Below are 14,434 nucleotides of genomic sequence, written 5' to 3'. Positions count from 1 at the left end.
GACTATGGGAAAAGTAATAGCAGTTGCAGGTAAGGGCGGTACCGGAAAAACCACCACAGCGTCTCAAGTGGTGCGGTACCTTGCGGCCAACGGTATCTCACCGGTACTGGCTGTCGATGCGGATCCCAACAGCAACCTCGGGGAGACCTTAGGGATTGAGGTAGAAAAGACCGTTGGGGATATTCGTGAAGGCTTTATGAAAGACCCCCAGGGCGTTCCGTCGGGTATGGACAAGGTGAATTACCTGGAACTTCTCATCAATCAGGTGATTATCGAGAAACGAGATTTTGACCTTCTTGTGATGGGACGCCAGGAGGGGCAGGGGTGCTACTGCATGGTGAACAATATCCTGAATCGGTTCACCGAGGAGTTGGCTTCCAACTACAAATATATGGTGGTGGACAACGAAGCGGGGATGGAGCATTTGAGTCGCCGCACCAGTGGTCGGGTGGATTATCTGCTTCTGGTCACCGATTACTCTTTAAGGGGGCTGCGTGCGGTCAAGAGAATTCATGACATGCTCGATGACCTGAAGCTCGACGTGAGGCACAAGGGGCTGGTGGTGACCCGGGCACCTGAGACCTTGAACGAAACCTTTCTGGCCGAAGTCAAGGAGATCGGGGTCGAGATCGTAGGCACCATCCCCGATGATCCTCAGTTAGGCGCTTTGGATATGGAGAGGCGTTCCATGCTGGACCTTTCCGATGATGCGCCATCGGCGCAGGCCGTCAATGGTGTCATGGAGAAGGTTTTGGCCACGGTCTCCTGATCTCCGGCGGATCGATACGTGCCGGACCGCCCGGAAGAGATGTGTATTTGATATGATATTGTGAAAACGGGATGTTGACAGCATCCCGTTTTTTTACCCCTTGCCCTGGCTTCCAGCTTTATTATATGTCATGTAGACATCCCTGCCCGGTCCCGGGAATATACGTAAAAGCGATGGCCCTGATTGATTCTTAGAGCGTCTCTTCCATTGCATGGGGGCGGCACTTTCAGGCTGCGGTCAAGACGACCCGACATGGGCGGCAGGAGAGGTCGGCCTTCACCCACGGGGGTGGATTCCCGAAAAAGAGAGAGGGCTCAGGCTTGCAGTGGCCGGGCCTTTTTCAGGCGGAGGGGAACCCCCACTCCCCCCTTTATTATCCATTATTGAGGAGCAGAACATCCATATGGAAAAAGCAAGAGCAGTCATACTTGCCTTTACACCGGAACCCGAACGCATTTGCGCTTCTGCCGCGCGTATTTCATCCACCAAAGGGGCGGCCACAGAGATCTATGAGAACACGGATCGTACCAATATCGGCCCGCTGATTAAGAGGGTCGTGGCCCTGGGGCATGTGACCATTACGGAGCATGCCGTCTTTAATATCGCCTTTGAGAATGTTTCCGCTTTTTTTGAGCAGTTTTTGATCGAATTCCGCCTGGCCGCCTACACCATCAAGTCGCGCCGTTACGTGGATTATTCCGAGATGGGCGGTTTGCTTCCCGAATTCCGTTTGAAAGAGGGGGGGGAAGCCGACGCCTCCATCAGGGATCGCTTCGAGGCCCTTTCCAAAGCGTTGTTCGATGATTATCACAAACTGCTGGAAGCCGGTATTCCCAAGGAAGATGCCCGTTTTGTGCTCCCCTACTGCCTGCGAAGCCATATTTATTGTACGGTGAATGCCCGGGAGCTGCTTCATATCCTTCATTCCTCACTTCAGGGTCGGGGGGCCGCTTATCCGGAAATCAGGCAGATCGGCGAGAGCCTCCTTGCCCAGGCTCGAGAGATTCTTCCCGATGTGTTTGATGACCTCGCCAAGGTGGAGAAAGGGCGGGAGGATAAAGAGAGCCGACTCCGGGCTCTGGTCACAGGCACAGGCCTTTCGCGCCGCCCTGAAGGGGAGGGCGCGCTGGTGGAACTTTTGACCCACTCTGGAGAGCCCGATCTGATGGTGGCTGTTTCTGCCCTTGCGTCCCACGCCGGGTGCTCCTCTTCCGATGCCCTTACGTTGCTACGAGACAACGATGGGCTGGCCTCCCAGGTGATCGAGATTGTCACCTCCGATCGTCGCAAACGGGAATTGGAGCAGGTCAACGTTACCTTTCGTTTGAATGACATGAGCCTGTCCTGCCTGACGCACCTGGCGCGACATCGCATTCAATCTCTGCTGGTACCCTCTTTTACCGAATTCGGCAAGAGCCGAACCTGCGTGTTGCCTGAAACGGTCACCGAAAATGAAGCAGCCAAAGAGATCTACATGGGCTGTTTTGAAAAGAGCATGGACCTTTACGAGGCCTTTCGTGACGCCGGCGTGATGGAAGAGGATCTCGTATATCTTTACCTCAGCGGCAACGTGATGGACGTGGTGACCACCATGAACGGCCGAGAGCTTTATCATTTTCTCAAACTGCGCTGCTGTGATCGTGCGCAGTGGGAGATTCGAAATTACGCCGTGGGGATGCTTTCCGCCGTGCGGGGGATTTCTCCGGTTCTTTTTGGGAAGGTGGGACCGGGATGCTTTATGGACGGTGTGTGTCCGGAAGGCAAAATGAGTTGCGGTAAACAAGTTGAAATGAAACAACTTTTTTCCAATATGCAATAACATAAGGGAAGGTGTCATGAAAAAGGTTACCGTCACAACGCTTTACAAAAGGAAGAAGGAAGGGGAGAAGATCACGGCCATGACGGCTTATGATTTTCCCTTTGCTACCCTCATGGATGAGTCGGGGGTGGACATGATTCTTGTGGGTGATTCTCTGGGCATGGTGATTCAAGGGGGCAACAGCACCCTTCATGTCACTATGGATGAGATGATCTATCACACCCGTATTGTCGCACGGGCATGCAAACGCACCATGGTGGTGGGGGATATGCCCTTTATGGCCTACCAGGCCAGTGTGGAAGATGCGGTGAAAAATGCCGGACGTTTTCTCAAGGAGACGGACGCGTCTGCTGTAAAGCTTGAGGGCGGTGCCTCGGTTTGTGATGTGATAAACAAAATTTCCTCTGCGGGTATCCCCGTGCAGGCTCACATCGGCCTGACCCCGCAGTCGGTCCACCAGATGGGGGGCTTCAGGGTGCAGCGTGATGAAGACCGTCTGATGGCCGACGCCCTGGCCGTTCAGGAGGCCGGTGCCTTCTCCGTGGTTCTGGAGGGTATCCCCAGTCATATCGCCAAATCCATCACGGCGGCCCTTTCCATCCCCACCATCGGTATAGGTGCCGGCCCTGATTGTGACGGCCAGATTCTCGTGATGCACGACATGCTGGGCATCAACTCTGGTCATGTGCCCAAGTTCGTCAAGAAGTACACCCACCTGGGTGACGAGGCGAGAAAGGGGATCAAAGGCTTTATCGATGAGGTGAAAGGGGGCGAGTTCCCTGCACCGGAACATTGCTACGAGTAGAACGAAAAAAATGGCTTTCGGTACCCTATGGTACCGAGGCCCTGTGATTATCAAAAAAGCCTGTGCAGAGATGCACAGGCTTTTTTAATTGTAACTATTCAGCTCTAAAAAAAGCCTCCGGCGGCAAGGTGTGCCACCTTGAAAGCTGGTTACGAATGCGCTTTGCCCCTCGTTCCTCGGATCAAATCACATCCGTATTTGGGGTGATGCAAATTTGAAATATTTATTTAAGACCTGTTTGTTAAACTTTTCAAAAGTTTAGCCCCCGGCAGGGCCGCCGGAGGCATACACTGAATAGTTACAATTTTTATTTGGAATCGATGAGAGAAAAAATCTCTTTTGCTGCGTAATCCGCATCAAAGGCTTTGACGAGGGTGCGGAAGCGGGCCAGCTCTTTTCGGATGTGGGTGAGGCGGGCGGGATCATTCAAGATCGCGAGCACCTCGTCTGCGAGGCCTTCGGGGGAGGCGGCTTCCTGGATCAGCTCGGGGAAGACATGGGCCTTTAAGATGAGGTTGGGAATGGAGATGGCATCCACCTTCACCAGGCGCTTGGCCACATGGTAGGTGACGGGGTTCATGCGGTAGAGGACCACCGTGGGAACCCCGGAGAGAGCCAGCTCGAAGGTGACGGTACCGGAGCAGGCGATGGCCAGGTCTACCTGCTGGAATTCGTCATGGGGGTTGCCTTCAAACACGCGGATATTCGCCTCCTCGGCACAGGCAAAGAGAGCCGGGTCGAGGCTGGGGTGTTTCAGGACGGAGAACCGGGCCTCGATTTTACCCCCCATCTTTTTTTTGGCTTCGCACATGGTGGCCAGGTTAGATTTGACCTCTTTGCTCCGGGAACCGGGCAGGAGCAGGATACGATGCGGGCCCTGGACGCCCCGGGTCTCCTCCTTCATGGCGGGGATGGTGTTCACCAGAGGGTTGCCCACAAAGGCGGCTTCCACCCCATTTTCTCTGTAGAAGCCCTCTTCGAAGGGAAAGAGCACCAGCATCTTGTCGATGTATTTTTTGATCAGTTTAAGACGCCCTTTTCGCCAGGCCCAGAGCTGGGGGCTGATGAAGTAGACGAGCTTACGGCCCGGCTTGGCCACGCGTTTGGCCATGCGGAAGTTGAAGTCGGGGTAGTCGGTGAAGATCACCACGTCGGGATCAATCTCTTCGATTTTTGCTGCGATCTGATTAAAAATGCGGATAATCGTGGGCAGGTAACTTAAGACCTCAAAGAATCCGGTGACGGCAAGACTGGCGAGATCCGCCACCTGGGTTGAGCAGGCGGCCAGTCCGGGGCCACCTGCGGAGTAGACATCAATGTCAGGGGATGCGTTTTTAAGGGCGTGAACCAGCTCGGTGGCATGCATGTCACCGGAGGGTTCACCTGCAACGATAAAAAGTTTCACAACCTTGCCTTTGCGGGTCGGTGAGGACCCTCTTTTCAGAGTATTGGAAGACCGGGGTCCCTTTGATTGTATCGGGCTCCGGCGTTGTTTTGACGTTGGGTCAGATCTTCGTTGATTTTTAAGGCAAGGTCAAGGGCCAGGGTTGCCTTTTTTGCCAGCGCGCCGTCGCGGCTTTCTGTTGTGATCCCGGTGATCACTGGGGCCTTTCTAAGGCGTCTTTTATGGCCGTTGTAATCCGTTCAAGCTGTGCGTCGGCCAGGTAGGGGTGCATGGGCAGGCTGAGGACACGGGTCGCCACGGTGTCGCTGACGGGAAGGTGGGCCTCGGGCTGGTAAAAGACCGGCTGACGATGCAGGGGGATCGGGCAGGGTATGGCGGTGGGGATGCCTTTGGCCTCAAGGTGCAGCTGCAGGGCGTCGCGGTTTTTAATCTGAATGGTGAACTGGGCGAAGACGGAGGTGTTGTCGGGCCGAATCACCGGTGCCGTAATGCGCTCGTCTGTCAGGGCTTTCGTGTATTTTTTACCGATGGCCTGACGTTTCTCGATTTCATCCGGGAAAAGGGTCATTTTGGCCAGGAGGATCGCGGCCTGCAGGCTGTCGAGCCGTCCGTTGATTCCCAGGCCAGGGGGGTGGTAACGCCGGTCCCGGCCATGCTCCCGAATCTCACGCATGCGTGTTGCCAGCGCCTCGTCCTGAGTAAAACAGGCCCCGCCGTCTCCATCACAGCCCAGGGGTTTGGAGGGGCAGAAGGAGGTGCAGCCGATGGTGGTGAGGTTGCAGGATTTTTTTCCGTTGAAGGTGGCCCCAAAGCTCTGGGCTGCGTCTTCGATGACGGGGAGCCCGTGCGTGTCCGCGATGGCATTGATGGCATCAAAGTCGGCACACTGGCCATCTAAGCTTGCAGCCAGGATGGCCTTTGTCTTTTGGCTGATAGCCGCTTCGATAAGGTGGGGATTGATGTTGCAGGTATCGGGTTCAATGTCCACAAACACCGGAACGGCACCCAACAGGGAAATGGTTTCAGCCGTTTCGATAAAGGTGAAGGGTGAGGTGATCACTTCATCCCCCGGTTTGATTCCCAGGGCCATCATGGCGATAAGAAGGGCATCCGTTCCGCTGGCGGTACCGATGCAGTATGGGGTGCCCACGAAGTCGGCGAGGCGGTCTTCAAGCACACGGACCTCGGGACCGTTGATGTACTGGCCGTGCTTCAGCACAGCATGGATTTTTTCGTTCACATCCGATTCAATCTGGCGGTACTGGGCTCTGAGATCGATAAACTGCATGGCGTCTCCTTACTTTCTCAGCGTGGATGGGCAGGGCGTTCACCGGAGTGAGGCCGGGTACGTGTCGTCAGGGTGGCGCAGATTCTTTGATGGTGGCCCTCTGGTGCAGTGAAGGTGTCGAGTTGCCTGTTTTTTGGGTGTAGGGTGATGTTCTGTCAGAGGTTCTGTGGTTGTTGTCGATATCGATGTAAGGCAAGCTGTACGTTGTTTATGCTATAGGTAGTTAAAAAGAGGCAACATGTCAATGGTTCTTCCTTATCAAGACGTTCTGACACGTTTTAGCCCGGACATTTCACGAGTTGGGTGCGCTCATAGGCAAGGCATCAGAGCTGGAGATGTAGTGGGTTACCTCAAAGCTCTGATAACGCGGCAGATGAGTGCACCCGGCTCGCCCGAAGGGTGAGAAAATCAGACAGAATACCGTGGATTACATTTTGCATTTTTGAAACGGCCGAAAATACTACTGCAAAGAACTGTAATTAATGATTATTTCTTGGTTCTGATTGTTTTTTCATGAAATATCCGGGTTCGGCTGACCCCAGGCATAACATCCCGGTGTTTGACAATTTTTTCTCGCTCGAGGTGGGACCTGTCTCTCGGATTCGCTCTGCCATTATTGAGAAGGGGACGTCCTGCGTTTTCGTTTATTCATTTTCTGGAAAGATGAAGGAGACCGTTTCCTGGTCGCCTTCTTTTTTTATTTTGACTTTTAATTCCACGCTGTTTCCTCTGAAGCCAAGGGCCAGGGCTGTTTTTCCTTTTTCGGTTTCCAGGTGGGTGATGGCTCGGGTGAGCTCCATGATGCGAGCCCCTGTCTCTGCTCCCGGAGTTGGGAGTTGCGCGGTTCTGTATTTTGCCCGGACCTCCACCTTTCCCGAGGCCTCCTTTAATAGACTGATTTTCTCGGCGTTGCTGTTGATGCCGTGGAGAATGGCCAGGGCAATCCATTTGAGAGCGGTCTCTTCCTCCGCGGGTTCGCGGATGACCGTCGACATTTCTTTTAATGGATCGGTCTCTGCATAACAGTCGCAGAGCTCTTGGACTTTAAGGTGAGGACTGGCGGATTCTTTCATGGTCTCTCCTGGGTGGGGAAACGGTTTGGAAGATGGGGCCGTTTGGTTGAGGGGTGTTTTGATATTAGATATTTATTTTAACATACTTTGTCGCGGGGTCAATAGGGAGACACGGCTGTCGGTGGGTCTGCCGCGGTGTCGAAGGGAGAGAGGGAAAAGAGGCTGGCTCCGGTGAGGGATGGGGTCTAAAAGCTCTGTGTACTGGGGCTTTGAATGCCTCATAAGGCTCTTGACACGCTATTTTCGGTGTGGTACCGTGATAAGGCTAAGCAATTCATCAATAATATCATGGTGTTGCAATAAACAACGTGTTGCTTACTCACCTCCAGGAGATGCAAACTATGACCGACTCCACTAGAAAAGATTCATTGAATAAAATGCCTCCAGCTGCTCCCGATAAAGAATGGATTGATGATGACGATGATGAGTTTATTGAGCTGACGGAGATGGTGGATGGGAACGGTGATCTTCTGGAAGGGGATGGCCTGGAAGGGATCGACGACGACCTGTGTATTGACTTATCGGAAGAGGCGCTTTTTGAGGAAACTCCTGATGAGGGTGCCAATCCTTCGATGGAGACAGAGGTGTTTGCGGGGGGCGATGCGATCCCCCTTGGGGATGAGACCCTGGATCTAAGTGAGATGGCAGGTCTGCTTGATGAGTCCCTGGAAGCTCCAGATCTTGGGGAGGAGACCCTTGATTTGAGTGAGATGGCGGGCCTGCTTGATGAGTCCCTGGAAACTCCAGATCTTGGGGAGGAGACCATCGATTTGAGTGAGATGGCGGGCCTGCTTGATGAGTCCCTGGAAACCCCGGATCTTGGGGAGGAGACCATCGATTTGAGTGAGATGGCGGGCCTGCTGGATGAGCCCCTGGAAGCCCCGGATCTTGGGGAGGAGACCATTGATTTGAGTGAGATGGCGGGTCTTCTGGATGAGCCCCTGGAGGCTCCAGACCTCGGGGAAGAGACCCTTGACCTGACAGAAATGGCCGGTCTGCTTGGCGAGACATCTGAAAACGATGGGGTTTCCCTGGGTGAGTGGGATGCACCAGGGGGGCTTGATGGACAAGATACCCCGAAGACAGATCCTCACAATTTGACGGAGATCTCTTCTCTTCTGGAGGAAGATTCTTTTCCTGACAATGAGGAGACCTTGGAGTTATCCTTTAACCTGGACGACTTGGGGCTGGCCGAGCGGGATGAGGTCAATGCCGGTGATATCCCCTTGGATGTAGCGGCAACGACCCGTGCAGATGATGGGTTTGTCGATATCGATCTCCTCCTGGCCGAGGGTGACGATGGGGGCGTTCCGCTGGAGTCCCTGATGGATGAGGGCTTTCTTGAAGAGCTCCCCGATAAAACGATTGTTTTGTCCGAGGACGAGGATATCCTCCTGGACCTCGGCATGCCCCTGGAGGACGAAGCGGTCATGGCACCTGACTCTCAGGGCGACGGTCTTCTTGAAGAGCTTCCCGATGAGACGCTTGTTTTGTCCGAGGACGAAGATTTTCTTCTGGACCTCGGCATGCCCCTGGAGGACGAAGCGACGCTGTCACCTGATGCTCTGGACGATGACGGCCTCCTTGAAGAGCTCCCCGATGAGACGATTGTCCTGTCTGAGGACGAGGATCTTCTCCTGGATATTGGCCTGCCCATTGAGGACGAAGCGGCGCTGTCACCTGATGCTCTGGATGATGACGGCCTCCTTGAAGAGCTCCCCGATGAGACGATTGTCCTGTCTGAGGACGAGGATCTTCTCCTGGATATTGGCCTGCCTCTTGAGGACGAAGCGGCGCTGGCACCTGAGGCCCTGGACGATGACGGCCTCCTTGAAGAGCTCCCCGATGAGACGATCGTCCTGTCCGAGGACGAGGATCTCCTTCTGGACCTTGACATGCCCGAGGATGACCTGTCGATGACAGTCGACGAAAACAGCAAGGGTGATTCGCTGGTGCTGGATCTTTCAGAGATGGTCGATGAACAGGGGGGGACGGCACAGGCCATGCCGGATATGTTATCCGACACGCCGAAGCCTGAAAGACGTCCTCCGGGGTTTCCTGAGGGGACCTTTGATCTGTCGGAGATCAATGACCCGGATCCTGTTCCCGAAGACGAGGATGCCCCCGTTCCTGTTTCCATGGAAGGCCTGGCAGATATTTCCGAGGCTCAGCTGGAACGGGTGGTCGAACGTGTGGTGCGGACGATGTTCAAAGAGCGAATCGAAGAGCTGATCGTGGACGCTATCGGCAAGAATCTTTCGGATGACATTGAAAAAATGAAAAAGATGATCCGGGAAAATTTTTCCTGATTCAACCCGGTTGTTAATAAATGGTTGCAAGAAGACTGGAGATTATTTAATAATTTCCAGTTTTTCTTTTTGGATGGTTTCACAAACGTGGGCCGTTTGCTGAAATTATTTTCGGTTTATTGCGTGGTTCCGATACCTTCGGGCATTTTGCCCCGGTGTCTGCATCCAGAACAGACAGGTAGGGTGCCCTTGTTCATGTAGAGCGTCAAAGGGTGCGCGCCTATTAACATATGAGGTTTGATTATGAGCAAAGAATTGCTGGCTAAGGGGTATGAGCCCCATGAAGTAGAGAAACGCTGCTATGCGTACTGGGTTGAAGAGGGGCTCTTTTCAGCGGAGGAGACAAGCGATAAGAAGCCTTATTCCATTGTGATCCCTCCGCCCAACGTCACCGGTGTCCTCCACATGGGACATGCCCTGAACAACACCCTTCAGGATATTCTTTGCCGCTACAGACGCCTTAAAGGGGACAACGTCCTTTGGATGCCCGGTACCGATCATGCGGGCATCGCCACCCAGAACGTGGTGGAAAAAAAGCTGGCGGCCGAAGGCAAGACCCGTCATGAGGTCGGCCGAGACGCTTTTATCGATGAAGTGTGGCAGTGGAAGGAAGAGTCCGGCAGTGCCATCATCAATCAGCTCAAGCGGATGGGGGCCTCCTGCGACTGGGATCGTGAGCGTTTTACCATGGATTCAGGGCTCTCGGATGCGGTTCGAAAGGTGTTTGTCGATCTTTATAAAAAGGATCTTATCTACCGCGGCAACTACATTATCAACTGGTGTCCCCGCTGCAACACCGCTCTGGCAGATCTTGAGGTGGAGCACGAAGAGGTAGACGGAAAGCTTTATCACATCAAATACCCCTTTGCCGACGGAACCGGTCATTTTGTGGTGGCCACCACCCGCCCTGAGACATTGTTTGGTGACACCGCCGTGGCCGTGAACCCGGAAGACGAACGCTATCAGGGAATCAGCGCTACCCATGTGAAGCTTCCCCTGACAGATCGGATCATCCCCATCATCAAAGACAGCTATGTGGAGATGGCCTTTGGTACCGGTGCTCTTAAGGTCACGCCTGCCCATGACCCCAATGACTTTGAGCTGGGCAAGAAGCATAACCTTGAAACCCTCAAGGTGATGACCGACGACGGGCTGATGAACGAAGGGGCCGGTCGTTTTGAAGGGATGACCCGGGAAGCTTGCCGCATTGAGGCGGTTAAGGCCCTTGAAGAGGCGGGGCTTCTTGTAAAAATCGAAGAGCACAAACACAGCGTTGGACACTGCTACCGGTGTAAGACCGCCATCGAACCCAACTTCTCCCGGCAGTGGTTCGTTAAGGTTAAGCCCCTGGCAGATAAAGCCATTGCCGCAGTGGAAGAGGGGAAAACGCGGATCATCCCCGAGCACTGGACCAAGACCTATTACGAGTGGATGTACAATATCCGTGACTGGTGTATTTCCCGTCAGATCTGGTGGGGACATCGTATTCCTGTCTGGACTTGTGACGACTGCGGCATGGACATTGTGGAGGCGACAGACCCCACCGTCTGTCCCGGCTGCGGCGGCCATCATCTGACCCAGGATTCCGACGTTCTGGATACCTGGTTCAGTTCGGCCCTCTGGCCTTTTTCCACCATGGGGTGGCCCGAAAAAACGGAGCTTCTTAAAACCTTTTATCCCACAGCAGCGCTGGTGACCGGTTTTGACATCCTCTTTTTCTGGGTGGCGCGCATGATGATGATGGGCATCTACGTGATGGATGAAGTCCCCTTCAAAGATGTTTACATTCATGCCCTGGTTCGAGATGAAGAGGGCAAGAAGATGAGCAAGTCCAAAGGCAACGTCATCGATCCCCTCACCGTCAGCGACGAGTACGGGACCGACGCCTTTCGCTTCACCCTCACGGCCTTTGCCGCCCAGGGACGGGACGTGAAGATGTCCCTGGCTCGTGTGGAAGGGTACCGTCACTTTATCAACAAGATCTGGAACGCGGCGCGTTTCTCTTTCATGCACCTTGAGACGCCTTACCCCAAGATCGATTACGCCAATATCAGCCTGGCAGATCGCTGGATTCTTGCACGTCTCGCCGAGACCACCGAGAAAGTGGCCGAGGCCATCGATACGTACAAATTCAACGAAGCCGCCGCAACCCTCTATACCTTTGTGTGGCACAGCTTCTGCGACTGGTACCTGGAAGCCTCCAAGCCTGCGCTTTATGGGAAAACGGGGGATGCCGCCATGGCGTCTACGCGTTCCGTCCTGTATCGCGTGCTCCACGATACCTTGATTCTGCTTCATCCCATCGTTCCCTTTGTCTCCGAAGAGATTTACAGCAAACTGCCCGGAACGGAAGGGTCCATCATGACGGCTTCCTGGCCCGATTGTGCTGAGTTTGCCGCTCACGGAGCCAATGCCACCGCTGAGAAGGAGATGGAGACGGTTATCGAGGTGATCTCAGGGCTTCGAAATATCCGTTCAGAAATGAACATCGCCCCCTCCATGGAGTTGACCGTTGAAGTGCATGCGGAGACCCAGGATGTGGCAGACCTTGTGGAACGTGAAAAAGGGACGATCATGACCCTCTCACGTCTGGGTTCCTGCGAAGTCAAAGTCTCGGGGGAACGGCCTAAAGGCGTCGCAACAGCCATCGTCGAAGGCGCCGTTGTCTTTGTTTTCCTTGAAGGGGTCGTGGACTTCGACAGGGAGATCGAGCGTCTTGGCAAGGGGATCGCTAAAATCGAAAAAGAGGTGGCGGGCGTCGAAGGAAAGCTGGGCAACCAGAGTTTCATCGCCAAGGCTCCTGCTGAGGTGGTTGCTAAGTTCCAGGCTCAGTACGAGGAGGCCAAAGACAAGCGTGACAAGCTGGTGCTTAACCTTCAGAAACTCAAGGATGTTCAGGAAGGGTAAATGCCTTGTTGTGGCAGGTTGCCCCTCCTGGGGGCAACCTGCCGCAAAGGGGAGAGACAGCCTATGAATATGATGACAGAACAACTGATTCGTCTGGCCCTTGCCGAGGATATCGGCTCTGGAGATATCACCACTGACTTTCTGATCCCCGAAGGGGAGATGGGAGAGGGGGTGCTCGTGGCAAAAGAGGCGCTCATGGTGGCTGGCACGGCCACTGCAGCGGCCTGCTTTACCTTTTTGGACGCCACCTGCCGGGTGGACGTTCTGGCCTGTGACGGCTCCTGGGTAAACAAAGGAGACGTCATCCTGAAGGTGGCAGGACCCTTGAGGACTCTCCTCAAGGGGGAGCGGACGGCCCTTAACTTTTTGCAGCGTCTCTCCGGCATCGCCACCCATGTGAGCCGGTATGCCAAGATGGTCCAGGGGCTCCCTGTTCGGTTGGTGGATACCCGAAAGACCACGCCGGGGTGGCGAGTGCTTGAAAAAGAGGCCGTTCGTATCGGAGGTGCCTTCAACCATCGCATGGCCCTGTACGACGGGGTGATGATCAAAGACAACCATATCGCGGTTTCCGGTGGGATTAAGGAGGCCGTTGCGACGGTTCGCCGGTCCATTTCTCATCTGGTGAAGGTCGAGGTGGAGGTCAGCAATTTTGATGAGCTGGCCGAGGCCATAGACGCCTGTGCGGATGTGATCATGCTGGATAATATGGGTATGGCGGATGTGGCGAAGGCTGTCTTGATTGTCAACGGCCGCGCTCTTACGGAGGTCTCCGGGAATATTACCGAGGAGAATCTTCGAGGGTATGCGGAGTCGGGGGTGGATGTGATCTCCTCCGGGGCCCTGACTCATCAGGCGCGTTCCGTGGACATCAGCATGCGGATGTAATACTCTGAGCTTATTTTTATTTCTAAAAGCCCCTTTGCTTATGCACCGGGGTTTTTTGTTGCGATTTGATCGGCGATGCTCATTTTGTTTATTCTGGAAAAGCCATTGAATTAACAGTTTATTTAAGATGTCGTCGGTCTCGGTTTTTATTCTTTTTCGTCTTTTCAGGTGTGTTCTTTATCACATCGCGAAAAGCGTGTAATACTTTGTGATATTTGTGGAAGAAAAACTGCTTAGCAACCGTTTTGTGTAGTGTTAGGTATTGTGTCTTGTGTTCCAAGTCCATTAAACATTGAGAATAAACATGCGGTATAAATTGTTTTCAATGTTCATTAAGAAATGAATTAGGTAATAAAATTCTTGACCAGGTAAGGATTTCTAATTATCATCTTTACCTGTGGGTTGTTAAAATATTAACGGGAAAGGTTTGGAGATTCGTCAATGGCAGCAGGATACGATCTTGAAAGTGCATTTTCGCATGTGATTGAAACCATGCGGGGGGATTTTGTTCCAAGGGTACATTACAACAAACTTCAAAGGCAGGTTGACCGGCTTGAAGACCAGATGAGGAGTCTGAGTCGCCAGTTGGCACGTATGGAGCGTAAATTGCCGGGAGGTGGGAAAAGGAGGGCTTCCTCCAGCTCATCCAAAGAAAAAAACAAGCCGGCAAAACGGACGTACCGAGCGGATTATCTCAAAATGATGGAATTGCTTCAGAGCAACCCGGACAAAGAGTTTACCTTAAAGGAACTCATTGATGGGACCGGATTTAACGAGAAAAAGGTCCGTAACATGGTTTTTATCTACAGCCGGGACAAGTTTGGTTATGTCCAGGTCATCCGTCGGGGGGTCTACAAAGCTGGGAAACCAGTGATCGCCTCCACGGACGAGCAGGCGTTTCCCCAAGAGCTGCTGGGTGAAGAGGTAGCGGTGGAGGAAACGGACTAAGTAAGATGAAATCGGGTGAGGGCTGACCTGTAACAGGGTGCCTTCGCTTGGGTACTTTTTAAAACGGCGCGTGGCTTTAGAAGCTGCGCGCCGTTTTTTTTATGGTGCGGGGTGGGTTCGGACACCAAAATGGATGTTTTCGGGCCGCCTTCTCCTGGCGGAGAGGTTTCCTTTGTTTCTGTCTTTGTGGGCCCGGCCGGATTGCCGGTACCCTGCGCTTTTC

Annotated in this window: 11 protein-coding genes; 7 read left to right on the top strand and 4 right to left on the bottom strand. The window is 53.7% G+C overall.

Features of this window, described 5'->3' with window-relative positions:
* Positions 1–4 precede the first annotated feature (4 nt).
* The 3 genes from Q1Q75_RS00055 to panB all read left to right on the top strand — a co-directional run bounded on the left by Q1Q75_RS00055 (position 5) and on the right by panB (position 3,393).
* On the top strand, positions 5–769 hold the full coding sequence (locus Q1Q75_RS00055; protein ID WP_300666697.1) for an AAA family ATPase: 765 nt from the start codon (positions 5–7) through the stop codon (positions 767–769).
* Between the two features lie 403 nt (positions 770–1,172).
* Positions 1,173–2,588 carry an FAD-dependent thymidylate synthase gene (gene thyX, locus Q1Q75_RS00050; protein WP_300666694.1) on the top strand — a complete coding sequence of 472 codons (1,416 nt, stop codon included), beginning with the start codon at positions 1,173–1,175 and terminating at the stop codon, positions 2,586–2,588.
* A gap of 16 nt (positions 2,589–2,604) precedes the next feature.
* A complete protein-coding gene (panB, locus tag Q1Q75_RS00045) occupies positions 2,605–3,393 on the top strand; it encodes a 3-methyl-2-oxobutanoate hydroxymethyltransferase (protein ID WP_300666691.1) in 789 nt (262 codons plus the stop codon).
* 307 nt (positions 3,394–3,700) lie between these two features.
* On the opposite strand, the gene lpxB is transcribed toward panB, so the two are convergent.
* From lpxB to Q1Q75_RS00025, 4 genes are all read right to left on the bottom strand, one after another.
* A complete protein-coding gene (gene lpxB / locus Q1Q75_RS00040) occupies positions 3,701–4,798 on the bottom strand; it encodes a lipid-A-disaccharide synthase (RefSeq protein WP_300666688.1) in 1,098 nt (365 codons plus the stop codon).
* Positions 4,799–4,833: 35 nt separating this feature from the next.
* Positions 4,834–4,995 (bottom strand): hypothetical protein, encoded by a 162-nt coding sequence (locus Q1Q75_RS00035; RefSeq protein ID WP_300666685.1) that lies wholly within the window; start codon positions 4,993–4,995, stop codon positions 4,834–4,836.
* Complete coding sequence (locus Q1Q75_RS00030; RefSeq protein WP_300666683.1) at positions 4,992–6,086, bottom strand: DegT/DnrJ/EryC1/StrS aminotransferase family protein; 1,095 nt, start codon at positions 6,084–6,086, stop codon at positions 4,992–4,994. The genes Q1Q75_RS00035 and Q1Q75_RS00030 overlap by 4 nt, the downstream gene beginning before the upstream one ends.
* Positions 6,087–6,730: 644 nt before the next feature.
* Entirely contained in the window at positions 6,731–7,159 is a 429-nt protein-coding gene (locus Q1Q75_RS00025) for a hypothetical protein (RefSeq protein WP_300666680.1), read from the bottom strand.
* Positions 7,160–7,500: 341 nt separating this feature from the next.
* Between Q1Q75_RS00025 and Q1Q75_RS00020 the strand changes: the two genes are divergently transcribed.
* The 4 genes from Q1Q75_RS00020 (at position 7,501) to Q1Q75_RS00005 (ending at position 14,211) form a co-directional block, all read left to right on the top strand.
* Entirely contained in the window at positions 7,501–9,468 is a 1,968-nt protein-coding gene (locus Q1Q75_RS00020) for a hypothetical protein (protein WP_300666677.1), read from the top strand.
* A 243-nt stretch (positions 9,469–9,711) separates the two neighbouring features.
* Positions 9,712–12,375, top strand: coding sequence for a valine--tRNA ligase (locus Q1Q75_RS00015; RefSeq protein ID WP_300666675.1), 2,664 nt, complete (start codon positions 9,712–9,714; stop codon positions 12,373–12,375).
* Between the two features lie 63 nt (positions 12,376–12,438).
* Positions 12,439–13,263, top strand: coding sequence for a carboxylating nicotinate-nucleotide diphosphorylase (nadC, locus tag Q1Q75_RS00010; protein WP_300666672.1), 825 nt, complete (start codon positions 12,439–12,441; stop codon positions 13,261–13,263).
* Positions 13,264–13,962: 699 nt separating this feature from the next.
* Positions 13,963–14,211: a hypothetical protein gene (locus Q1Q75_RS00005; RefSeq protein WP_300666669.1), complete on the top strand. Its 249-nt coding sequence runs from the start codon at positions 13,963–13,965 to the stop codon at positions 14,209–14,211.
* Positions 14,212–14,434: the final 223 nt, after the last annotated feature.

This window comes from Desulfoluna sp., from assembly GCF_030145185.1.
Taxonomy (GTDB): Bacteria; Desulfobacterota; Desulfobacteria; order Desulfobacterales; family Desulfolunaceae; genus Desulfoluna.
Note: the sequence above shows the minus strand (reverse complement) of the source record. Positions and strands in the feature narration are given on the sequence as shown.